19 protein-coding genes are annotated in these 22547 nt (G+C 68.1%); 8 read left to right on the plus strand and 11 right to left on the minus strand.

Going from position 1 to position 22547, the window contains the following annotated elements; genetic code table 11:
• Window positions 1-4: 4 nt before the first annotated feature.
• Window positions 5-631 (minus strand): TetR/AcrR family transcriptional regulator, encoded by a 627-nt coding sequence (locus OG394_RS12230; protein ID WP_328995349.1) that lies wholly within the window; start codon window positions 629-631, stop codon window positions 5-7.
• Window positions 632-783: 152 nt separating this feature from the next.
• On the opposite strand from OG394_RS12230, the gene OG394_RS12235 reads away from it, so the two are divergent.
• Both OG394_RS12235 and OG394_RS12240 read left to right on the plus strand, forming a co-directional pair.
• Window positions 784-1767: an alpha/beta hydrolase family protein gene (locus tag OG394_RS12235; protein WP_328995350.1), complete on the plus strand. Its 984-nt coding sequence runs from the start codon at window positions 784-786 to the stop codon at window positions 1765-1767.
• 202 nt (window positions 1768-1969) lie between these two features.
• Complete coding sequence (locus OG394_RS12240; RefSeq protein ID WP_328995351.1) at window positions 1970-2263, plus strand: WhiB family transcriptional regulator; 294 nt, start codon at window positions 1970-1972, stop codon at window positions 2261-2263.
• Window positions 2264-2527: 264 nt separating this feature from the next.
• On the opposite strand, the gene OG394_RS12245 is transcribed toward OG394_RS12240, so the two are convergent.
• The 6 genes from OG394_RS12245 to OG394_RS40055 form a co-directional block, all read right to left on the minus strand.
• Entirely contained in the window at window positions 2528-3064 is a 537-nt protein-coding gene (locus tag OG394_RS12245) for a PLD nuclease N-terminal domain-containing protein (RefSeq protein WP_328995353.1), read from the minus strand.
• Between the two features lie 243 nt (window positions 3065-3307).
• A complete protein-coding gene (locus OG394_RS12250; RefSeq protein ID WP_328995354.1) occupies window positions 3308-4201 on the minus strand; it encodes an ABC transporter permease in 894 nt (297 codons plus the stop codon).
• Window positions 4188-5066: an ABC transporter ATP-binding protein gene (locus OG394_RS12255; protein ID WP_328995355.1), complete on the minus strand. Its 879-nt coding sequence runs from the start codon at window positions 5064-5066 to the stop codon at window positions 4188-4190. Before OG394_RS12255 ends, OG394_RS12250 begins: the two co-directional genes overlap by 14 nt.
• 97 nt (window positions 5067-5163) lie before the next feature.
• Window positions 5164-6219 carry an ABC transporter substrate-binding protein gene (locus OG394_RS12260; RefSeq protein ID WP_328995356.1) on the minus strand — a complete coding sequence of 352 codons (1056 nt, stop codon included), beginning with the start codon at window positions 6217-6219 and terminating at the stop codon, window positions 5164-5166.
• Window positions 6220-6304: 85 nt separating this feature from the next.
• Complete coding sequence (locus OG394_RS12265; protein ID WP_328995357.1) at window positions 6305-7213, minus strand: sulfite exporter TauE/SafE family protein; 909 nt, start codon at window positions 7211-7213, stop codon at window positions 6305-6307.
• Window positions 7214-7267: 54 nt separating this feature from the next.
• Entirely contained in the window at window positions 7268-7354 is an 87-nt protein-coding gene (locus OG394_RS40055) for a putative leader peptide (RefSeq protein ID WP_442914302.1), read from the minus strand.
• 241 nt (window positions 7355-7595) lie between these two features.
• Here OG394_RS40055 and OG394_RS12270 point away from each other — a divergent pair, with 241 nt between their 5' ends.
• Both OG394_RS12270 and trmB read left to right on the plus strand, forming a co-directional pair.
• Window positions 7596-10826, plus strand: a complete 3231-nt coding sequence (locus OG394_RS12270; RefSeq protein WP_328995360.1) for a family 78 glycoside hydrolase catalytic domain — start codon at window positions 7596-7598, stop codon at window positions 10824-10826.
• 50 nt (window positions 10827-10876) lie between these two features.
• On the plus strand, window positions 10877-11569 hold the full coding sequence (trmB, locus tag OG394_RS12275) for a tRNA (guanosine(46)-N7)-methyltransferase TrmB (protein WP_328995362.1): 693 nt from the start codon (window positions 10877-10879) through the stop codon (window positions 11567-11569).
• 37 nt (window positions 11570-11606) lie between these two features.
• Here the strand turns inward: trmB and OG394_RS12280 are convergent, their stop codons facing one another.
• Both OG394_RS12280 and OG394_RS12285 read right to left on the minus strand, forming a co-directional pair.
• Window positions 11607-12620, minus strand: a complete 1014-nt coding sequence (locus OG394_RS12280; protein WP_328995364.1) for an SGNH/GDSL hydrolase family protein — start codon at window positions 12618-12620, stop codon at window positions 11607-11609.
• A 192-nt stretch (window positions 12621-12812) separates the two neighbouring features.
• The gene (locus tag OG394_RS12285; RefSeq protein WP_442914303.1) at window positions 12813-15719 is read right to left on the minus strand and encodes a bifunctional [glutamine synthetase] adenylyltransferase/[glutamine synthetase]-adenylyl-L-tyrosine phosphorylase; all 2907 of its coding nucleotides are present in this window, start codon (window positions 15717-15719) and stop codon (window positions 12813-12815) included.
• 125 nt (window positions 15720-15844) lie between these two features.
• Between OG394_RS12285 and OG394_RS12290 the strand changes: the two genes are divergently transcribed.
• Window positions 15845-16213, plus strand: coding sequence for a hypothetical protein (locus OG394_RS12290; RefSeq protein ID WP_328995366.1), 369 nt, complete (start codon window positions 15845-15847; stop codon window positions 16211-16213).
• A gap of 237 nt (window positions 16214-16450) precedes the next feature.
• Complete coding sequence (locus tag OG394_RS12295) at window positions 16451-17134, plus strand: peptidylprolyl isomerase (protein WP_328995367.1); 684 nt, start codon at window positions 16451-16453, stop codon at window positions 17132-17134.
• An 86-nt stretch (window positions 17135-17220) separates the two neighbouring features.
• Here OG394_RS12295 and OG394_RS12300 read toward each other — a convergent pair whose 3' ends face one another.
• Complete coding sequence (locus OG394_RS12300) at window positions 17221-18612, minus strand: aminotransferase-like domain-containing protein (RefSeq protein WP_328995368.1); 1392 nt, start codon at window positions 18610-18612, stop codon at window positions 17221-17223.
• On the opposite strand from OG394_RS12300, the gene OG394_RS12305 reads away from it, so the two are divergent.
• Both OG394_RS12305 and OG394_RS12310 read left to right on the plus strand, forming a co-directional pair.
• Window positions 18611-19837: an aminotransferase class V-fold PLP-dependent enzyme gene (locus OG394_RS12305; RefSeq protein ID WP_328995369.1), complete on the plus strand. Its 1227-nt coding sequence runs from the start codon at window positions 18611-18613 to the stop codon at window positions 19835-19837. The two genes, OG394_RS12300 and OG394_RS12305, sit on opposite strands and share 2 nt — an antisense overlap.
• On the plus strand, window positions 19834-21087 hold the full coding sequence (locus OG394_RS12310; protein WP_328995370.1) for an MFS transporter: 1254 nt from the start codon (window positions 19834-19836) through the stop codon (window positions 21085-21087). The genes OG394_RS12305 and OG394_RS12310 overlap by 4 nt, the downstream gene beginning before the upstream one ends.
• Here OG394_RS12310 and glnA read toward each other — a convergent pair.
• Window positions 21084-22424, minus strand: coding sequence for a type I glutamate--ammonia ligase (gene glnA / locus OG394_RS12315; protein WP_328995371.1), 1341 nt, complete (start codon window positions 22422-22424; stop codon window positions 21084-21086). The genes OG394_RS12310 and glnA overlap by 4 nt on opposite strands.
• Window positions 22425-22547: the final 123 nt, after the last annotated feature.

Below are 22547 nucleotides of genomic sequence, written 5' to 3' on the forward strand. Positions count from 1 at the left end.
GGTGTTATGGCTGGGGTTGCCGGAGTCCTTGGAGGAGTAGGGCAACCAAGCGGCGGGGGTCGTAGCGGGGGTCGCTGTCGTGTCCGATGCAGAGGTTGCCGACGCCACGCATCAGCTCGTACGGCTGCAGACCTGGCCTGATCTCGCCCGCGTCGACCGCGGCGTCGAGCAGCTGCGCGCAGACGGGCAGCAAGCGGTCCAGGAAGTAGGTGTGGAGCGCGGCGAATCCGCTGCTGTCCGGTTGCAGCGCGTTGGCAAGTCCGTGTTTCGTGACCAGGAAGTCGACGAAAAGCTCGATCCACTGCCGGAGCGCCGTGAGCGGATCGGCGCTGTTGGCCAGCAGGACCGGCCCGGCCTCGGCGCAGGCCTCGACCTGGTGACGGTAGACGGCGACGACGAGATCCGCCCGGGTCGGGAAGTTGCGGTAGATCGTTCCCGTCCCGACGCCTGCCTTGGCCGCGATCTCACGGATCGGCGCATCGATGCCGGAGCTGACGAACACCTCAGCGGCGGCAGCCAGGAGCTTCTCCTGGTTGCGCATCGCGTCGGCCCGCTTGCCCCGGGCCTGCCGAGCTTCGGTCTGCCGAGCTTCAGCAGGCTCGGCTACAGCGGGCCGGCCTTTGGTGGGCATCACGCTCTCCTCTGGAACATGCGGAACATCGTGCCAGTTGATAAGCGGAACAGCGTTCCGTATATTAACCGGGACATCGTTCCGCTTAATCACTGTAGCTTTAGGCGGGCGTTGATCCCCGCAGTTGTGACCCTCGAAGGGAAAGACGTTTCATGAATGCATCGGCTGCCACCACCGGCACCTTCGGCTCGCCCACGCCCGTCATCTCGCTCAGCCCGGTAGCGCTCTCCGTACCCGGGCGCCCCGTCGACCTTGAGGTGCGCGTCTCCGCACCCGCGACCGGAACCGATCTACCGGTCATCCTCCTGTCACACGGCCACGGCGGTTCGAACCACCTCTCCTCGCTCAACGGCTACAGCCCGCTCGCCAACTATTGGGCGGCGTACGGCTTTGTCGTCATCCAGCCGACCCACCTCAGCTCCGCGACGCTGAGCCACCTGGTCGCCGACGCCCCCGGCGCGCCCTACTTCTCGCGTTCGCGCGCCGAGGACATGACGCACATCCTTGACCAGCTCGCCGTGATCGAGAACGCCGTGCCGCACCTCGCCGGGCGCATGAACCACGACGATATCGCCGTTGCCGGGCACTCGCTCGGCGGCCTCACCGCCAGTCTCCTGCTGGGCGCCCGCATCACCGACCCGGACGATGGGGAGGAAGTGACTTTGCTCGAGCCCCGGATCAAGCGCGGTGTGCTGTTCGCCGCGCCCGGCCGCGGCGACGTACTGAACGGCTGGATGGCCGACGTCATCTCGTTCATGCGGACCATCGACTTCTCCACCATGACCACGCCCGCGCTGATCGTTGCCGGTGACAAGGACGATTCCCAGCACTTCACGGACATGGGCCCGGACTGGCACGCCGATCCGTACCACCTCGCTCCAGGCCCCAAGAGCCTGCTCACCGTGTTCGGCGGGGAGCACCTCCTGGGCGGAATCACCGGGTACGACGCCGCCGAGACCACCGACGAGAACCCCGAACGGGTCGCGGCGATCGGGAAGCTCACGTCGGCGTACCTCCGCACCCAGTTCCACCCCGGCGACAGCGCCTGGCAAGTGGCGCGCGACGAGCTGACGACCGGCGCCGACGCGCTCGGACGAGTCGACTCCAAACCAGCCATCGACGCACCAGCCCGGTAAGGATCGGGCTGTTTCGAGGAGCCTTCGGGATTTCGTTCATGCGTTTGAAAACTGAAGGTTCACGCTTGAACTGAGGGATTTTCAGCACAACGCGATAACAAACCGACCGAAGGTTGAGACAACGAGGGTTGAAACGGCGGTCCTTTGAGCATAGTTTTCACCGAGCGCCCGTCCGCGCTCACGGTGAGTCAAGGAGGTTGCCATGTCGAGAGGGATGCCTCGCCTACCCGCGCCGCTCATGGATCTCTGGGACTGGCAGTCCCAAGCTGCATGCAGGGACGTCAACCCGGAGCTCTTCTTTTCCCCCGAGTCCGAGCGGGGTGTGCGCAAAAGGGCACGCGAAATGGTGGCCAAGTCGCTTTGCGGCACCTGTCCGGTCCAGCCCGAGTGCCGGCAGCACGCGCTGTCCGTGGGCGAACCGTATGGGGTCTGGGGTGGAACCACCGAATCCGAGCGGGACAACGTGATCCTGCCCGAACACCGCAAGTCCGCCTGACCCAAGAAACCCTGACAAGCCGGCAGTCCCTCCAGGGGCTGCCGGCTTGTCTACCCAGGCAAAGTCCCGCCGCCACCCCAAGCCGACGGCGGGTCAGGCCGAACTGCCGCGCGAGCAAGTCCTGTCGTGTCGGCACATGCTGCCGCGCGGGCAAGTGCTGACGTGTCGGCACATGCTGCCGCGCGGGCCGGTGCTGTCGGCGCGTTCGTAGGCGTGTTGGCAGGCGTCCGCATGACTTCAACGGGCGGGCACTGCCGGCTGACTTCAGCGGGCGGGGCTGCCGGCTTCGCCGTCGTCGGGGTCGGTCGTGTCCGTCGGCTTGTCGGCCCTCGGATCCCGCGGCGGATCACTCTTGCCGCCAGTCGGCTTGCCGCCACCTTCGGCGCCGGGCTTGCCGCCTGACTTGCCGTCCTCGCTGCCGGTCTTGCCTGACTTGCCTAACTTGCCGTCGTTGGCGCCCGGCTTGCCGTCCGTCCGGTCAGTCGGGCGATCGGACGCCGGGCGGTTCTTGGCCAGCCAGGCGAGGAACTCGGGATCATCATCCGGCGCGACCGAACGCGGCGCGGGCCGTCGTGGCCCAGCACTCGGATGCCCAGCCCGCCCCGGCACCTGCTGCTTACGCAGATGCGCCCGCGACATCAGGATCCAGGTAATCGGCCCCACGAATGGCACCAGCACGATCAGGACAATCCAGATCAGCTTGGGCAGATGCGGCACATCCTCATCCCGCGTCTGGATGCAGGAGAAGAGCGCGTAGATGCTGAGCACCAGGCTGATCAAAAACGGCAGAATTCGGACCACACCCCAACACTACGGGTCGCACCCGCCCAACTCCCGCCGACGCGACACATCCACGCGCCGCCACACACCACGACGCCACCCCAGCCTGCCACCCCACCCCAACTCCGCCCCGATTCCCAGGCCCCATTCCGGAGGTCGACCCTCGGAACGGGGGGTGGACTCGCCAAACTTGGCAGGTCGACTCCCCATTCCGAGGGTCGACCCTCGGAATAGGGAGGGGGCGCGGGCCGAAGGGACGTGGGGTTAAGTGGTGGAGCGGGTTAGGCCTCGGGATTTGAGCACCGAGTTCTCGAGGGGGCGGAAGATGGCCAGTTCGATGCCGACGCCGACGATGAAGATGAGCAGTACGCCGGCGAAGACGAGGGAGATGTCGGACAGGGACATCGCGTTGTGGAGGTATTGCCCGAGACCTTCGCCCAGGTCGGGCGAGGTGGCGATGAGTTCGGCCGCCATCAGCGAGCGCCACGAAAAGGCCCAGCCTTGTTTGAGTCCACCCAGGAATCCGGGCAGCGCCGCCGGGAGCAGGATGTGCCGGATGCCGCTGATTCGGCCGGCGCCGAGGACCTTGCCGACGCGGGGCAGGATGGGCGGGACCTGGTCGAGGCCCGACACGAGGCCGTTCGCGATCGACGGTACGGCGCCGAGCAGCACGACCCAGTAGATGGCCCGGTCGTTCAGGCCGAACCACAGCACGGCCGCCGGGACCCACGCGACCGACGGCAGGCTTTGCAAACCCGAGACGAGCGGTCCGACGCCGCGTCGTACGAGCTGGATGTTCGCGATCGCCAGACCCAGCGGGATCGCGATCAGCAGGGAGATGGCGAAGCCGATGACAGCCCGGTGGACCGATACCCAGAACAGGCCGAGGATCTCGCCGGTCGTGACCAGTTTCCAGATCTCGGCACCGACGGCCGCGGGTGCGGGCAGCTTGAACTCGGGCCAGATCGCGGCCGCCCAAAGCGCCTGCCAGATCAGGACGAGTACGACGATGACGAGCACCGGCGGCAGCGCCTTGCCGGCAATTCGCGCCAGCCGATCCCGGCCCGACTGGTCCTGACCCGAGACCGGCGCGTCGAGCGCATCGAGGCCCGCCTCGACCGCCGCCGAGTCGGACAGAGCCGTATCAAGCCGCGGCATGACTGCTGATCACCTTTCGCAACGCGGTGTTGACCTCATCGATCGCGGCGGTCTCGGCGGCACCGGTTAGGCCGTCGACGGTCCACTCCTGTACGACGCGACCCGGGCGGGACGAGAGCAGCACCACGCGCTGGCCGAGTCGTACCGCTTCGCGTACGTCATGCGTCACGAACAGGATCGCCGTACCGGTCGCCGCCCAGATCCGGAGCAACTCGGACTGCAGTACGTCGCGCGTGATCGCGTCCAACGCGGAGAACGGCTCATCCATCAACAACAACGACGGCCGCCCCGACCGATCAACGTGATCCGCCCCATCAACGCGGCCCGACCCGTCAACCCGGCCCGACCCGTCAACCCGGCCCGACCCGTCAACGCGGCCCGGCGCATCGACGTGGTCCGCGGTTGACGCCAGAGCCCGGGCCAACGCGACCCGCTGGCGCATACCGCCGGAGAGCTCGTGCGGCCGCTTGTCCCCGACACCCGCAAGCCGTACCAGCTCCAGCAACTCCAACGCCTTCGCCCGCCGTACCGCCTTGGACTGGCCGGCCAACCGCAGCGGCAGTTCGACGTTGCCCGCGGCCGTCAGCCACGGCATCAGCGCCGGCTCCTGGAACACCACGGCCGGGCGCGACGAGTTGAGTTCGATCGAGCCGGTGGTCGGTTCGTCCAGCCCCGCGACGAGGTTCAGCAGGGTCGTCTTCCCACAACCCGAGGCGCCGAGCAGGCAGACGAACTCCCCCGCCTCCACCTGCAGGTCGACGCCATCCAGCGCTGTCACCGCCCGGCGCCCCCGTCCGAACACCTTGCCGACCCCGTTGAACCGAACCGGGCTCCCCACCACACTTCGAACGACCGTCGCGGTCATCGCCATCGCCTGCCCTCTACGTCGATAGTGTCGATCAGCGGTCATGAAACGGGCCGGGAAGAGGGTCGTTGCGGAGAACCCGCCTCCCGGCATCGGCCTACTTCTGGTCCAGCCCCGCCGCGTCGACGATGGGCTTACCTGCTTTGGCCAGTACGTCGTTCAGCGGTCCGAGGTCCGCGAATCCCGCGACGGCCGGCGCGTTCTCGGCGATACCCGCGGTGACCTGGTCCTTGGCCAGCTGCGGGAACTGGGCCGCGACCGGATCGGCTGTCACCGTGATGTTGCCGAAGGCCCGGTCGATCACCGCCGGCTTGAGCGCTTTACCGGTGAGGTCCTTCAGCTGTTTGTTGATCGACTCCTTCGCGGCGGCCTTATCCGCATTGATCGCGTCGATCGATCCGACCAGGCCAGCCAGCAAGGCCTGGACCGTCTGCGGGTGCTCCTGCAGGAACTGCGTCCGCACGATCAGCACGGTCGTCGGGAACTTGCCTTCCGGCCAGAGGGTCTTCTCGTCGAGCAGCACCATCGCGCCCGCGTCCAGCACCAGTCGAGACGACCACGGTTCGGGCAACCAGGCCGCATCCACCTCGCCCTTCTTGAAGGCGTCGAGCGTCTGGGCGTTCTCGAGGTTGGTGACCTTGACCTTGCCGGTCAGGCTCTTCTCGGCCAACCACTTCTTCAGCGAGACGTCTTGCGTGTTGCCGAGCTGCGGCGTGACCACGGTCTTGCCGACGAGGTCTTCGGGCTTGGCGATTCCATCCCGTACGACGAGCTGGGCGCCGCCCGACGTGGCACCGGCGATCAGGCGGACCGCCTCGCCGTTCGACTTCGCGTACGCGTTGATCGCCGGACCGGAGCCGATGAACGTCGCGTCGAGCGAACCACCGAGCAACGCGCCAACGGCCTCGGGCCCGGCGTTGAACTTGGTCGGCACGAGCTTCGTATCACCGAGCTCCTTGGCGTACAGGCCCTTATCGAGGCCGACGAGCGCGGCGGCGTGCGTGACATTCGGGAAGTAGCCGAGTCGCAGTTCGGCGGCCGCACCTTTGTCGGTCGCGGCATCGGGCGAATCGCCGGCATCGGCCCGGGAGCAGCCAACGGCCAGCAGCGTCACGGCAGCGGCTAAGGCGGTAAGGCGGAGTTTGCTTCGCATAGGAGATTCACCTTCAGAGGTACTAAGTCAGGGGATTTAGTGTTGTTTAAGGCAACAAAAAGAACCGCGGGCAGAGCGGGAGCGATCAGCGGCGAGCCGCGGACTCCAGCTCGGCCAGTTCGGCATCGAGGTCAGCGGTGGCGGAGACGCGCTCGGTCTGGAAGCCGCGCAGGACGACGACCGCCCAAGCGGCCAGCACTCCGGCGTACACCAGGTAGCGGTAACCGTCCGCGACGCCGAGACCGTTCAGCAGTGTGCGGCCGTTCGTGAGGATCAGCACGCCGGCGACACCAACACCCAGCCAGCGGGTGGGCAGCCGGGACACCAGCCAGGCCGCGAGCGGCGCCGCGATCACACCGCCGACGAGCAGAGCGGCGACGATGCCGAACGGGATGTTCTCCTTGCCGAGCCCGATCAGGAAGCCGACGCTTGCCGCGATCGCCACCACGAACTCGGCCGCGCTGACCGACCCGACGGTCTTGCGCGGTTCGAGCTTGCCGCTGCTGAGCAGTGACGAGGTCGCGACCGGACCCCAGCCGCCACCGCCCGTCGCGTCGATGAAGCCCGCGACCAGCCCGAGCGGGCCGAGGAATCTACCGCCGACCCGGCCCTGAACGACTGCCCGGACCCTGCCGGTCGCGAACCGCACCAGCAAATAGACGCCGAGCAGGGCGAGCAGGAACGCCACCCAGAGCGAGGCCGATTCGGTCGACAGGCCGGACAGGAAGGTGGCACCCGCGAAGGCGCCGACCCCACCGGGCAGGCCGATCAGCGCGACCACGCGCCAGTCGATATTGCCGAAGCGCCAGTGCGATAAACCGGAGGCGAGAGTCGTGCCCACCTCGGCGAGGTGAACCGACGCGGAGGCGACGGCTGGGGTGATACCGGTGATCAGCAGGGCGGTGGTGGCGGTGACGCCATAGGCCATGCCGAGGGTGCCGTCGACGAGTTGGGCAAGGGAACCGAGCAAGGCGATCAGGACGAGACGACGCACGGAAGTGATCCTTCGGGCGGAGGGAGGACTGGGGTCCGGGTAAGGCGCCGAAGGTCAACAGCCAGACGAATTCACGCGCAACAGGTCCACGTGCCGACGGCGCGTGAGCGCGTCGGCGGGACGGTTGGCGGTGATTCGCATGCCTCTATGAAAACCGACAATGTCCACTCAGATGCTCAGGTATCAGCATCCGAGACACAAAATCGCTATCCGAGACAATTTCCGTTCATCGGGCCCTTCTGACGCGGATACAGGAGGCCCGGTGTCGGTGGGATGGCGTTTGCCCGGGGAGTGGGTGTCCGGTTGAGGTCAGAATCGTTGCTTCGGCGGGTGGGGGCTGCATAGCGTCGCGGGACCGTCACCGCTTGCTGAGGAGTTCCGCATGCCTGAAGACGCGCGCCCGAGCCGTCGGTTGGTGCTGGGATCGGTGGCTGCTACAGCCGCTTCCGCCTCGGTGGTGAGCGTCCCGGTTGAGGCTGCCGCTACAGAAGAGCAGTGGCCGGTGGGTGGGCCGTTGTCGGTGGGGCGGCTCACGGTCGAGTACGCCGACGAGCCGCTCGGGCTGGACGTCGAACGTCCGCGGCTCGCGTGGATCGCGACGGCTCCCGGGTACGGCGCGACGCAGTCGGCGTACCAGGTGCTTGTCGCCTCGCGGCCCGAGCTGCTCAAACCCGGCCAGGCGGACGTGTGGGATTCGGGCCAGGTCGAGACGTCGCTTTCGATCGGAGTCCAGTACGGCGGACCAGCGTTGGCCGCGCGGACGCGGTACCACTGGCGCGTGCGTCTTTGGGATGGCCGCGGCCGGGCCGGGGGATGGAGCAAGCCGTCGTGGTTCGAGACCGCGCTGCTCGACGAGGGCTTCGGTACGGCGTCGTGGATCGGCGCTCCCCCGGCCCAAGTCTCGGACCTCGCCGGCGCCACCTGGATCTGGACCGCGTCATCGCCGGCCGGTTCGCGGTGGTTCCGGCATCGCGCGGCCGTGCCCGCCGGAGTGACGAGCGCGCGGCTGGTCGCGACGGCCGATGACGACTTCACCCTCTGGCTGAACGGCGAACAAGCCCTGACCGCGCCCCAGCAAACCGACGGCTGGCGCCTTGCACGGACAGCCGACGTCACCCACCTAGTGACAGACACGATCACCCTGGCGGCGGTGGCGACCAACCGGCCCGGCCCATCGGTCAACCCCGCCGGCCTGCTGGTCAAACTCGTGCTGGATACCCCAAACGGTCCCGTGGTGATTGCCACTGGCAACAACTGGCGCGTCTTCGAGAGTGAGGTTCCGGGCTGGACCACCGAAGCCTTCGACGACTCATCGTGGCCTGCGGCAACAGCCATCGCGCCGTACGGGCAAGGGGCCTGGGGCAACAACGTGACCGTGGCGCGCGAACAGCCTGCGCCCTTGTTGCGAAGGGCTTTCGAGCTGGCGAAACCGGTGCTCAAGGCAAGGTTGTACTCGTGCGGCCTCGCCTACCAGGAGCTGCGCGTCAACGGCAGGCCGGTCGGCAACGCCGTACTCGATCCGGGTTTCACCGACTACGACACCACGCTGCTGTACGTGACGCACGACGTGACGGGTCTGCTGCGTAAGGGCCAGAACGTGCTCGGCGCCGAACTCGGGCGCGGCTTCTACGGCCTCACCACGCCGAACGTGTGGCGCTGGCACCAGGCGCCCTGGAACGGCGAACCGCGGCTGATCGCGCGGTTGGTGGTGGACCATCCGGACGGCACGAGTACCGAGATCCGGTCGGACCAGGACTGGCGTGTGACGGATGGGCCGACGGTCTCCAACTCGTTGTACTCGGGCGAGACGTACGACGCGAGGCTGCTCCCGGCCGGCTGGGATACGACCGGCTTCGACGATTCGGCGTGGTCCGGGGTGGCACCACTCCCTGCACCCCAAGGCGTACTCAAGGCGCAGCAGCACGAGCCGATTCGCGTGATCGAGACGGTTGCCCCTAGCAAGGTTTCGGAGGTCAAGCCCGGGGTTTGGGTGGTGGACTTCGGCCGGACGACCGCGGGTTGGACCCGGCTCAAGGTGTCTGCCGAGGCCGGGACGAAGGTCAGCCTGCTGCACGGCGAGACCGTGCGTGCGGACGGCACCGTGGTCTCGATCAATCCGCATGTGCAGGTGCCGCGATTCCAGCTCGACGAGTTCATTGCCTCGAGCAACGGTGTCGAGGAGTGGGAAGCACGCTTTTCCTACAAGGGTTTCCGGTACGTCCAGGTAGAGGGCCTTGGGCAACGACCTGACCTGGTGATGCGGGTGGCCCATTCCGACGTACGCGAGGTGACGGAGTTCAGCGCGAGCCAGCCGCGGTACGAGCTGCTCGAAAAGACGATGCGGCGAACCGTGCTGAACAACCTCCACGGCATCCCGACCGACACCCCGACGTACGAGAAGAACGGCTGGACCGGTGACGCCCAAGTCGGCGCGCCCACGATGGCCGCGACGTTGGATATGGCCCGCTTCTTCACCAAATGGCTCGGGGATCTGCGCGACAGCCAGGTGGAGTCGGGACAACTGCCGGTGATCGTGCCGAGCGGCGGCTGGGGCTATCGCGAACTCGCGCCGGCGACCGAATGGACCACGGTCTACCCGTTCGTGCTGCGGGAGATGCACCGCTGGTACGGCGACGAACGGCTGCTCGCGGAGCACTGGCAACCGGTCCTGCGTTATCTCGACTGGGAGCTCGGCCGGGTCGTCGACAACCTGTCGCCGACCGTGCTCGGCGACTGGATTCCGCCCGGCTCGGAAGGACCGCCGCCGGAGGACCCGCGGATCACGGCCACGTCGTACCTGCATCGCGCGCTGATCGCGATCGCCGAGGTGGGCGAGCTGACCGGGCGCGGGGATGACGCCTCGCGCTTGCGGCAGACCGCGGCGGGGTTGAAGGCCGGGCTCAACGCGGCATTCCTCGACACCTCGCGCGGGTTGTACCGGACTGATCGGGATCCCGAATACCGGCAGACCTCGAACGCCGTACCCCTTGCTTTTGGTTTGGTACCGGACGAGTTCGTACCGCGCGTGGTGGCGAACCTGGTCGCCGATATCACCGAGCGCGGGTACCACCTGAATACGGGATGCCTTGGCGTGGTGACGTTGTTGCCGGTGCTCACCCGGTACGGGCATGCGGAGGTGGCGGCGAAGCTCGCGCTGCAGCGGACGTACCCGAGCTGGGGGTATTGGCTCGACAACGGCGCGGACACGATGTGGGAGATGTGGGAGACCACGACCCGATCGCGGAACCACTACTTCCACGGCACGGTCGCGCAATGGCTGCTGGAGAACGTGGCCGGCGTGCGCAACGTCGCGGGTGGTTGGCAGAAGGTGGTGATCCGGCCGGACGCCCGCAGCCAGGTGACGTGGGCCGCACTGAAGACCGATACCGTGCGTGGTCGAGTGGCGGCGTCCTGGCGGCAAACCGGGCGCGTGCTGCATTTGGAGGCGCAGGTGCCGGTTGGTACGACGGCCGAGGTTCACATCCCGGCCGCGCGAGCCGCCGACGTCTCGGTCGTGCCCGCGCCGTACGCCGGACCACCTCGCTACGAAGCGGGTTACGCCATCTACACCGTCGGCTCCGGCCACTGGCATTTCGTCACCCGCTCAGCCTGATCCGACCACTCGCGGCAGGAAGAAGTCGGCGTGACCTTTACGCTTGGGCGGTGGAGACGAAGGAGCGGCGGCGGCTTGACGTCGTGAGTCATGTCCAGCGGAGTACCCGGATGACCGCTGGGCAGCAGCGCGCGTGGGCCGAGATCTGGCCGCAGATCGGCCGCCGGCTGGAGGAGATCCCGGCTGGACCGGTGGACTTCTCCGAGTGGTTCGGCCGGACCGCGCCGGTGGTGCTGGAGATCGGTTCCGGCATGGGCGAGCCGACGGCCCAGCTCGCGGCGACCGCGCCCGAGGTCGACCACCTCGCCGCCGAGGTCTACCAGGCCGGCCACGGTCAACTGATGCTCTGGGCCGAGCGCGGCGGCGTCTCCAACCTGCGCCTACTCCTGGGCGACGCGGTCATCTTCCTGATGGACCACGTCCCGGCCGGCTCATTGCACGGCGTCCGGATCTACTTCCCCGACCCTTGGCCGAAGAAGCGCCACCACAAGCGCCGCCTGATCCAGCCCGCCTTCGTGGCGCTGATCGCGTCGCGCCTCGCCCCGGGTGGCACCTTGCACCTGGCAACAGACTGGGCGCACTACGCGGACCAGATGCTCGAGGTCTGCACCGCCGAACCGCTGCTCACGAACCAGTACGACACCTGGGCCCCGCGCCCGGATTGGCGCCCGGTCACGAAGTTCGAGAGCCGCGCCCACCGCGAAGGCCGCCCCACCCGCGACCTCCTCTTCACCCGCCACTAACCGTTCATCGGACGCTTGTGACCCGGCGTGTCGCGGTTTATCGGACCCTTGTTGCCGCCAGACCGGTGGTGCTGGCGATGATCTCGGTCAAGCGGCGGGCGGCGCGGAGGTGGCCGACGACGAGGGGATGTACGCCATCCTCGAAGTCGGTCGGCTCGAGCCAATCGGTCGTGTCGACGTACGTCGTCTTGGCGTCGTTCAAAGCCTTGACGATCGCCTCGACCTCGGTCGCGTGGTAGCCACCAAACGGGCGCATCGCGAAGATCCAGGCGTTGGGATGCGCCGCGCGGATCTGGCCGAGATACGCGCTGTACGCCGTGCGGAAGGCCTCGGCGGGGAAGGCGGAGTCGTTCGTACCCTGGTTGACCACGATCACGTGCGGATCCCGCTCGGCCGGTGAGCCGTGGAAGTTCCAGCCGAAGGTTTCGTCTGCGGGCGGTACGCCGCCGGGGGCCACTGGGCGGAGTACGCCTTGGCCGCCGAAGCCGATCTGGTCCGCGTCCGCACCGAAGGCCCGGGCGGTGAGCGCGGCGAAACTCATCCGCCCGTCGGCGCCATGCGGGCCGCGGGCGAGGTTGAGCGCGCGCGAGCCCTGGGTGATGGAGTCGCCGAGGAACAGCATCCGTACGTCGCTCGCGGGTGGACCGTCGACGATTCGCGCGCCACGGTCGAGCTCGAAGCCGGTGACGATGATGCCGGAGTGCAAAGGCGTCTTCCACCGTCGGCCGTCAATGTCGACGTCCTTCACCGTGATCTCGACGGTATGCGGTCCGTCGTGGAGCCGTCGCGGAGCTAGCCGAATCCGGTCGGCATTAACCGTGCGCATCGTCGGCCGAGCCCCATCGACCGATATCCAGATCTGCCCGGGATGGCTGATGGTGCTGACGTCAAAACGCCCGGTCAACGTCCTACCGGTGAAGCCGAACACGACCCGGCTCCCCGAGTTGACCGTAGCTCGCGCAGCGACGTCGTACGCGCCCCACGAGCCGACGTACCGGATCCGCTGATCCGCCGCCGGCACCCAAACCCCACCCGACCGCACTCGTCGCACAACTACCCCTTCCCGAAGGTCCCCGGCAGTCTCCCCCGCCCGAGGCCCCAACCCCGCCCCTCTGACCGCCTTCGGCCACCGCGACTTTCTTTGCATTCATTCGTCGGAATCCGCCCTCCCCCGCCGCGGACCTGTGCTGGTCCGCTGTCCTAGGAGGGCGGATTCCGACGAATGAATGCAAAGAAATACCGTTTAGTCGTCCCAGAAGAGGTGGTTTACGGCGGCGCGGGCGCGGCGGGTTCGGCGGCGGTAGTCGTCGGAGAAGCGGCTGGTCTCGCCCGGCGGATAACCGCAGATCTGCGCAACTGCCGCCAGATCGCGTGGATCGCGCGGCAACGAATCACCTGATCGCGCGCGCACCAGCATGTTCGCGTTGCGTACGCGGGTCGCCATGCACCAGGCCGTCCGCAGTACGTCGGCATCACGCCGTACGACCAACCCCGCGTCGACCGCGGCCTCGAGTGCGGCCAGCGTGCGAGTGGTGCGCAGCTCCGGAACCCGCCGCGCCTCCCGCAACTGCAAGAGCTGCACGGTCCACTCGACATCGGCCAAACCACCCGGCCCCAACTTGGTGTGCGTCGCGGGATCGGCACCACGCGGCAGGCGTTCGGCATCCACGCGCGCCTTGACCCGGCGGATCTCGACCACATCGCGATCGGGCACGCCGTCGGCGGGATAGCGCAACGGGTCGATCAACTCGCGGAACGCCTCCCGCAACCCGGAATCCCCCACCAACGGGTCCGCCCGCAGCAACGCCTGCGCCTCCCAAACGGCAGACCAGCGCGCGTAGTACGACGCGTAGGAGGCGAGCGTCCGGACCAACGGCCCCTGGCGCCCTTCCGGCCGAAGGTCCGCGTCGATCGCGACGGCCGGATCCGCGCCGGGAATGGCCAACAGTCGGCGCAATTCGGTCGCCACCTGGGTCGCGAAATCCGTGGCGGTCCGTTCCTCGGCGCCCGGCAGCGGGTCGTGCACGAACATCACGTCCGCGTCGCTGCCGTACCCGAGCTCGTGCCCGCCGAACCGGCCCATCGCGACGATCGCCAGCCGCGTCGGCTCGTCCCCGTTGAAGACCGGGCCGGCCGCGACCGCGCGGCGCGCGACCTCCAGCGCGGAGCCGAGAGTGGCGGCCGTGATCACGGTCAATGCCTCGCCGACGGCCTCCACCTCGATCAACCCGGACAAGTCGGCGGCGGCTACCCGGAACAACTCGCGACGCCGTACGGCACGAATCGCGGCGATCGCGGTCTCGGGCGCGTCGTGGCGGCGGCCGGCCGCGAGCATCTCGTTGAGCAAGGCCTCCGATGTACGCGGGATCAGCTCGCGCTCATCGGCGAGCATCGCCGTCGCCTCGGGCGCGCGCTTCAGCAGGTCGACCGCATACCGCCCACTCGCGAGCAGATGCGCGAGCCGCTCGGCCGAGGCGCCTTCGTCGCGGAGCTGGCGCAGGTACCAAGGGGTGGAGCCGAGCGAGTCGGAGATGGTCCGGAACGCGAGCAGACCCGCATCCGGATCGGGCGATTCCGCGAACCAGCCGAGCATCGCCGGCAACAGCGCGCGCTGGATCGACGCCCGCCGCGAAACCCCTTCGGACAAGGCCTCGATATGCCGCAGGGCCGAGGCCGGATCGGCGTACCCGAGGGCGCTCAATCGTTGTTTCGCCGCCTCGGGCGTGAGCCGCACCTCCTCGCCGGGAATGCGTGCGACCGCGGCGAGCAACGGCCGGTAGAACAGCTTCTCGTGCAGGCGCCGAACCTCCAGCGCGTGCTTCTTCCAGGCGTTGGTCAGATCGGCGACCGGCTCCTTGGTGAAACCGAGCGACCGACCGAGGCGGCGCAGATCCGCGTCGTCATCGGGCACCTGGTGCGTCCGGCGCAAGCGGTAAAGCTGGATCCGGTGCTCCATCGACCGGAGGAACCGATAGGCGTCGGCGAGCACGGCGCCGTCAGTCCGGCCGACGTATCCCGAGGTGGTGAGCTGCTCAAGCGCGATCAGCGTCGTACCGCTGCGGACCGCGGAATCGCTCCGGCCGTGCACCAACTGCAGGAGCTGTACGGCGAACTCGACGTCGCGCAGACCGCCGGGCCCGAGCTTGAGCTGGCGATCGGCGTCCGCCGCGGGGATGTGGTCCACCACGCGTCGCCGCATCGCTTGTACGTCGTCGACGAACCCGTCCCGGTCGGCTGCGGACCACACCAGGTCGGCCGTCTGGTCGACGTACTGCTTGCCAAGCTCGAGATCGCCCGCGACGGGTCGCGCCTTGAGCAGCGCCTGGAACTCCCACGTCTTGGCCCAGCGGCGGTAGTACGCGAGGTGGCTGTCCAGCGTCCGCACGAGCGGTCCCGCCTTGCCCTCCGGCCGCAGCGCCGCGTCGACCGGCCAAAGGGTGCCCTCGGCGGTGTGCTCCGCGCAGATCCGCATGACGGTCGCGGCGAGTTGGGTTGCCGCCTTCAGCGCAGGCGCCTCCGGTTGGCCCTCGATCGGCTCGGCGACGAACAGAACGTCCACATCGCTTACGTAGTTGAGCTCCCGGCCACCACACTTGCCCATGGCAATGATCGCGAGCCGGCAATCGGCCGCCGCGGGATGCAGGTTCCGCGCGATCTGCAACGCCGCGTCCAACGCCCCACCAGCGAGATCGGCCAGTACGGCGGCCACCTCGTCGACCAGTAGGCCCTCGGCGAGATCGCGCGCCGCCAACCGCAACAACAAACGCCGGTACTCGATCCGCAAGGCGTCCAACGGTCGAGGCGCCTTGACCGCCGTCGCGAGACAGGCCGCGACGTCATCCGGGCTCGGGTGACTGGCGGCGAGCGCGGGATCGGCCAGGTCGTACCAATGCCGTGGATGCACCGCGAGGTGGCGGCCGAGCGCCTCACTCGCACCCAGTACGACGGTGAGGCGGTGCCGGAAGTCCGGGTCGAGCTCGAGGGTCCGGGCGAACGCCGCGATGTCGTGCCCACCGGCGACCAGCGCCTCGGCCATCCCGGCCAGACTCTGCAGGGCCAGATCCGGGTCAGCCGTCGCCGCCAACGCCGTCAGCAGGTCCTCGGTGGCCATCGGGCTGTGCCGATCGAGCTCGTCGAGTCGTTCGAACATCCGGGCCGCCCGCGCGGGATCCGCGAAGCCGAGCCGGACCAGTCGTCCCGCACTGGAGATGAGCCGCGATTCCGCCACGCCGCACAGGCTATCCAGTTCACCGCTATCGGGGCATCATTCCCTCCATGGTCGAGTTCACGGGGTCACTGGCGTTACGCGGGACAATCGTCTGGTTCACCCCCGACCAAGGTGGCCGCGTCTCCGGACCGCCCTTGCCGGACTACGACTACGACTACACGGCGACGGCGTACGTGCCACCTCGGACTGCCGACAACCTGCAGGCCGGGATCGCGCTGAGCCGTTTCGCACCCGGCGCCTGGCGCTCGCCGGCGGAAGGCCTGCTCGCCGCCTCGCCTGATGCGCGGGCCCAGCACATCTCCCCCGGCTCGATCGTCGTCATCACCGAAGGCACCCGGCCGGTCGGCCTCTTCACCATCGCCGAGGTCGAGCCCGTCGCCGCCATCCCCCTCACCACCGCAGCCCTCCCAGCCTGAAACTTCTTCGGCTTGCTCCCTATTCCGAGGGTCGACATCCGGAATGGGGGGTCGACACCCCAAATTTGACGAGTCCGCCCCCTATTCCGAGTGTCGACACTCGGAATAGGGGAGATGCGAGACGCGTGGTCGGGAGGCGTTGGCGCTGGGAGAGGCCGCCGCTCGCGAGATGTGCAGACGCATTCGCTGGCAGATTCCGACGGTCAAAGTGGGGGCGGAGGTAGTAAGTTGCCGAGCATGCGCATCTTCCGTCGTACGCAGACCCTGTCCGTCGCCGGTGCCCTCCTGCTCACCGGCCTATTCGCCGCCCCGGCCTCGGCGGCCCCCTCGCCGGTTACGCCTAGTGGGAGTCCGGTGATCCAGCACTGTGTGTTCACGCCGACTCCGGAGAACCCGGCGGCCCGGCCGGTCCAGCCGCCGTTCCCGTACGCGTTCGCTCGCGGGCACGTGACCGCGACGATCCAGACCAACCACGGCACCCTCAAGCTCCTGCTCGACCGCCGGAACGCGCCCTGCGCCGTACACAACCTGATCCACCTCGCGCAGAGCCGGTTCTACGACGAGACCGAGTGCTTCCGGCTCACCAACTCGGCCCGCCTCGGCGTGCTGCAGTGCGGCGACCTGATCAAGCAGGAGGTCGGTGGGCCCGGCTACAAGTTCGACGACGAGGTCACCGGCAAGGAGAAGTACCCGCGCGGCACGATTGCCATGGGCAACCAAGGCCCGGGCACCAACGGCAGCGAGTTCTTCATCGTGCACAGCTTCGCGAACATCTCGCCGAACTACACCGTGATGGGCCGGGTCATTCACGGCATGGACGTGCTCGACAAGATCGTTGCCGGCGGCATCATCGACGTGAACGGCCCGAACGACGGTCTGCCGAAACTCCCCGTCCACATCCTCTCGATCCGCCTCGGGTGACCGCCCAGCCCTGACCGAACGCCTGCCCTGACAGCACGCCGCCCCGGTTGCGCGAGCCACACGGCCGCAAGCCAGGCGGCGGCGAGTCAGATGGAGGCGAGTCGCCGGACCGCGTCGCTCAGGTCGGCGCGGTCGGCGGTCGCCGCGAACCCCATCCGCAAGTACGCCGCGGGTGCCTCCGCGGCGAAGTAGCGATGGCCGGCGCTGACCGCGACCGCCTGCCGACGGGCGGCGGACGCGGTCACCATGCTGCCGCCCGGACCGGTCGGCAGCCGAACCCACAGATGCAGTCCGCCGGTCGGCACGCGAGTGACCGACCAGTCGGGCCGTTCGCGCTCGATCGCGTTCGCCAGCTCCCGGCAACGCTCGCGCAAGGCCACCGCCAGCGTCCGCAAATGCCGATCCCACGCAGGGGCGCTGACCAGTTCGAGCGCCGCCTCCTGCAAGGGCCGACTGACGAAGAAGTCGTCGACGTGCCGAACCGCCCGCATTCGGTCCATCACCGGACCTCGCGCCACCAGCGCGCCGATCCGCAGACTAGGCGCCGCCGGTTTGGTGAGCGAGGTCAGCTGTACGACGGTGCCGTCGCGATCCTCGGCCAGCAGCGAACGCGGCATCGGCCCACCATGGCCGAGGTGCCTCGCGAAGTCGTCCTCGATCACGAACGCGCCTGCCGCCCGGGCCACCTCGACCACCTGGCGACGTCGCTCCGGCGGTAGCACCGCGCCGGTCGGGTTGTGATGGGACGGTTGGCAGTAGAAGACGCGCGCGCCGGTCATCGCGAACGCGTCGGCGAGCAGCTCCGGCCGCACCCCGTCGGCGTCCATCGGCACCGGGACCGGGCTGAGCCCCGCCGCCCGCGCCGCCGCCAACGCGCCCGGGTAGGTGGGCGACTCGACCAAGACCGGATTGCCCGGCCCGGCGATCGCCCGGAAGACGAGCGATAACGCGCTCTGCCCACCGGCGGTGATCAGCACATCGTCTGGCCCGATCCCTGGACCGGCAGCCGTCGCGAACACGGCACGCAGTGGCGCCAGACCGTTGACCGGCGCCCGGTCCCACGCATCCGGACGTCGCGCGGCGCGGGCCAGTGCCGCGCTCAGAGCGCGTACGGGCTGCAGGGAGCGATGCAGGTAGCCGCCGTCGAGCAGGATCGTGTCCGGCGACGGCTCTCCGAGTACGTCGATCAGCGGCCGGGTGTCGACGGCGCGATCGGTGAGGGCCACGGTCTGCCAGCCGGTGTCGGCCGGATCGCCTTTCGCCGATGCCTTGGGCGCCACGAAGGTTCCGCTACCGGGACGGGTGACGACGAGCCCCTCGGCGGTCAGTCGCGCGATCGCCCGCGCGACCGTGCCCGGGCCGACCTGATGTTCTGCCATCAGGTCCCGGCTGCTTGGAAGCCGGTCTCCCGGCAGCAGGTCACGGACGGTGGAACGAAGGGCCGCCATCAGCTCACCAGTAGTGCTACCGTTCTTCATGAGAGATAAGAATAGCGCTACTGTCACCAGCTCAACACCGCTACTGGACATCGCAGCGCTCCGCGCCGACACCCCGGGCACCCGCGAGTTCGTCCATTTCAACAACTCCGGCTGCGGCCTGCTCGCCACTCCCGTGCTGACGACAATGCTCGATCACCTCACGCTGGAAGCGCGGATCGGTGGTTACGAGGCGTCCGCCGCCCGAGCCACCGAAGTCCGGGAGTTCTACGAAGAAGTGGCCGCGCTGATCAATACCGCTGCCAGAAATATCGCCTTTACCAGTAGCGCTACCCACGCCTACTCCACCGCGCTGTCGGCCATCCCCTTCCAAGCCGGCGACGTCATCCTGACCACCAGGAATGACTTCATCTCCAACCAGATCGCCTTCTTGTCACTCCGGAAGCGCTTCGGCGTACGGATCGTGCACGCGCCCGACCTGCCCGAAGGCGGCGTCGACGTGGACGCGATGGCGGCGTTGATGCGATCGGAACGGCCGAGGCTGGTCGCGGCAACGCACATCCCGACCAACTCGGGCCTGGTGCAACCCGTCGCGGAGATCGGCCGGCTTTGCCGCGAGCTCCACCTGCTGTACCTCGTCGACGCCTGCCAGTCGGTCGGCCTCTACCCGATCGACGTCGATGAAATCGGCTGCGACCTGCTCACCGCGACCTGCCGGAAATTCCTCCGCGGACCGCGCGGATCGGGCTTTCTCTATGTCAGCGATCGCGTCCTGCAGGCCGGTTACGAACCGCTTTTCGTCGACATGCATGGCGCGCGCTGGGTCGAGCCCGGGCGGTACCAACCCGTCGACACCGCAGCCCGATTCGAGGAGTGGGAGATCCCGTACTCGACGATTCTCGGCTGCGCGGCCGCCGTCCGCTACGCCCGGCAGGTCGGCATCGAGGCCGTCGCCGAACGCTCCCCCGCCCTTGGCGCCCAACTCCGCGACCTGCTCGCCGAGATTCCCGGCGTGACTGTCCTCGAGCGAGGCCGGGTGCTCGGCGCCATGGTCACGTTCGCCATCGAGGGTTGGCAGCCGGAGCCGTTCAAGGCGGCGATGGACGCGCGCCGGATCAACTCGGCGCTCAGTTTCCGCAACTTCGCGCAGTTCGACTTCGGCGACAAGAACGTCGACTGGTGCCTGCGCTTGTCCCCGCACTACTACAACACCGAAGACGAAGTAGCACAGGTAGCAGCGGCAGTCGCAGAACTCGCCAGACCATGACGGCGGCCACGACTACCGACGTACAGCCCAGCCTTTGGCACAACCGCGACTTCCTGCGGTTCTGGCTCGGCGAGACGTTGTCGCTACTAGGCAGCCAAGTGACGAACCTGGCCCTGCCGCTGACGGCCATCCACGCCTTCAACGCGACCGACGAACAGGTCGGCCTACTGCGATTCCTCCAGCTAGTGCCGTACCTCGGCCTGGCTCTGCTCTTCGGGGTCTGGGTCGACCGGGTACGACGCCGCCCGGTGATGCTCGGCGCGAACCTGACCCGGATGGTGTTGCTCGCGTTGATCCCGGCGCTGTACTGGCTGGACGCGCTGAACCTCACCTCGCTCCTGCTGATCGCCTGCACGGTCGGCATCGCGTCGGTCCTGTTCGACGTGAGCTGGATGTCGTACCTGCCGGCGCTCGTCAAGGATCCACGGCACTACGTCGAGGCGAGCGCCAAGCTCGGGATCAGCTCCTCGGCGGCGGACGTGGCCGGCCCCGGACTGGCCGGTGCCCTGGTGAGCGCGGTCACGGCCCCGGTGGCGCTGGTCGCGGACGCCTTCTCCTACCTGGTGTCGACCATCTCCCTGCTGCTCATCCGCGGTCGCGAACCCGAGATCACCGCAACGAAACGGCACCTGCGGAGTGAACTGCGGGACGGCCTGCGCTGGGTGTTCGGCAATCCGATCCTGCGGGCGCTGGCGTTGATCGGATTCTGCTGCAACTTCTCGATGGTGACCGTGTGGACGATGTTCCTGCTCTACGGCACGAACGACCTCCAGCTCGAAGCAAGCACCCTCGGCGGCATCTTCGCGGCTGCCTCGCTCGGCGGGCTGATCGGCGCGACCGCCTCCCGCCGGATCATCGCCCGCTTCCCTCTCGGCCGTGTCTACTTCATCGCCCAGACAGCGCTATTGCTCGGCCCATCGCTGATCCCACTGGCCGACGGTCCCCGGCCGGTCATGGTGACAATGTTCGTCCTGTCATTCTTCAGCACGTATCTGGGTCTCGGCGTGGCCGGCGTCATCATCGTCAGCCTGCGGCAAACCGTCACACCCCAGTCGATGATGGCCCGCATGACCGCCGTCTTCCGCACGCTGCTCTTCGGCGGCGGCGCAATCGGCGGCCTGACCGCCGGCCTCCTGGCAGGCGCCATCGGCACCAGACCCGCCCTAACGGTGGCGGCCATCGCCTCCGCCACCGTCGTACTCGCCCTGGACCTCTCCCCCGTCACCCGCCTACGAACCCTGCCGACTTAGAGGACGGGGAGGAGTTTGTTCAGTTCGAAGGGGGTGACCTGTTTGCGGTAGTCGGCCCATTCGGCGCGCTTGTTGCGGAGGAAGAAGTCGAAGACGTGCTCGCCGAGGGTTTCGGCGACGAGCTCGGACTCCTCCATCGCGTTGATGGCCTCGGCGAGACTGGTCGGCAGCGGCTTGATGCCGAGGGCGCGGCGTTCCCGGTCGGTCAGGGACCAGACGTCGTCCTCGGCCTCGCGCGGCAGGTCGTACCCCTCCTCGATGCCCTTCAGCCCGGCCGCGAGCATCAGCGCGAAGGCGAGATACGGGTTCGCCGCCGAGTCCAGCGAGCGGAACTCCACCCGGCTCGACTGGCCCTTCTGCGGCTTGTACATCGGCACGCGCACGAGGGCCGAGCGGTTGTTGTGCCCCCAGCAGACGTACGACGGCGCCTCGCCACCACCGGCGAGCCGCTTGTACGAGTTGACCCACTGGTTCGTGACCGCGGTGATCTCGGCCGCGTGCCGGAGCAGACCCGCGATGAACGCGCGCCCCGTCTTGGACAGCTGGTACTGCGCGCCACCCTCGAAGAACGCGTTCCGGTCGCCCTCGAACAGCGACATGTGCGTGTGCATACCCGAACCCGGGTGATCGCTCAGCGGCTTCGGCATGAAGGAGGCGTAGATGCCCTGCGAGAGCGCGACCTCCTTCACCACCACCCGGAAGGTCATGATGTTGTCCGCCGTCGAAAGCGCGTCGGCGTAGCGCAGGTCGATCTCCTGCTGCCCCGGGCCGCCCTCGTGATGGCTGAACTCGACCGAGATGCCCATCGACTCGAGCATCGTGATCGCCTCGCGGCGGAAGTCGTTGCCGATGCCCTGCGGGGTGTGGTCGAAGTACCCGGACGAGTCGACCGGCTCGGGCACCGTCCCAGGCGCGCCGACGAGCGACTTGAACAGGTAGAACTCGATCTCGGGATGCGTGTAGAAGGTGAAGCCCAGATCCGCGGCTTTGGCCAGCGTCCGCTTCAGCACATACCGGGGATCGGCGTACGACGCGGAGCCGTCGGGCATGTTGATATCGCAGAACATCCGCGCGGTGCCCATGGTCTCACCACGCCACGGCAGGATCTGGAACGTCGAGGGGTCCGGCTTGGCCAGCATGTCCGCCTCGGTCACCCGGGCGAATCCCTCGATCGCCGAACCGTCGAACCCGATGCCCTCGGCGAAGGCGCCTTCCAGCTCGGCCGGCGCGACCGCGACCGACTTGAGGAACCCGAGCACGTCGGTGAACCAGAGCCGGACGAACCGTACGTCGCGCTCCTCGAGCGCGCGCAGCACGAATTCCTGCTGCTTGTCCATCGGCGTGGTCCGCCTTCCTGATCGGTATCGCTTGTTGTGGCGCGTCAGGCGCGATCATGCCATTGGCGCCTCACACAGTCTGCCGCGCCCGTGTTAACACGACGTTACTTCGCTTGAGTGAGC

It is taken from the genome of Kribbella sp. NBC_01245 (genome assembly GCF_036226525.1).
Taxonomy (GTDB): domain Bacteria; phylum Actinomycetota; class Actinomycetes; order Propionibacteriales; family Kribbellaceae; genus Kribbella.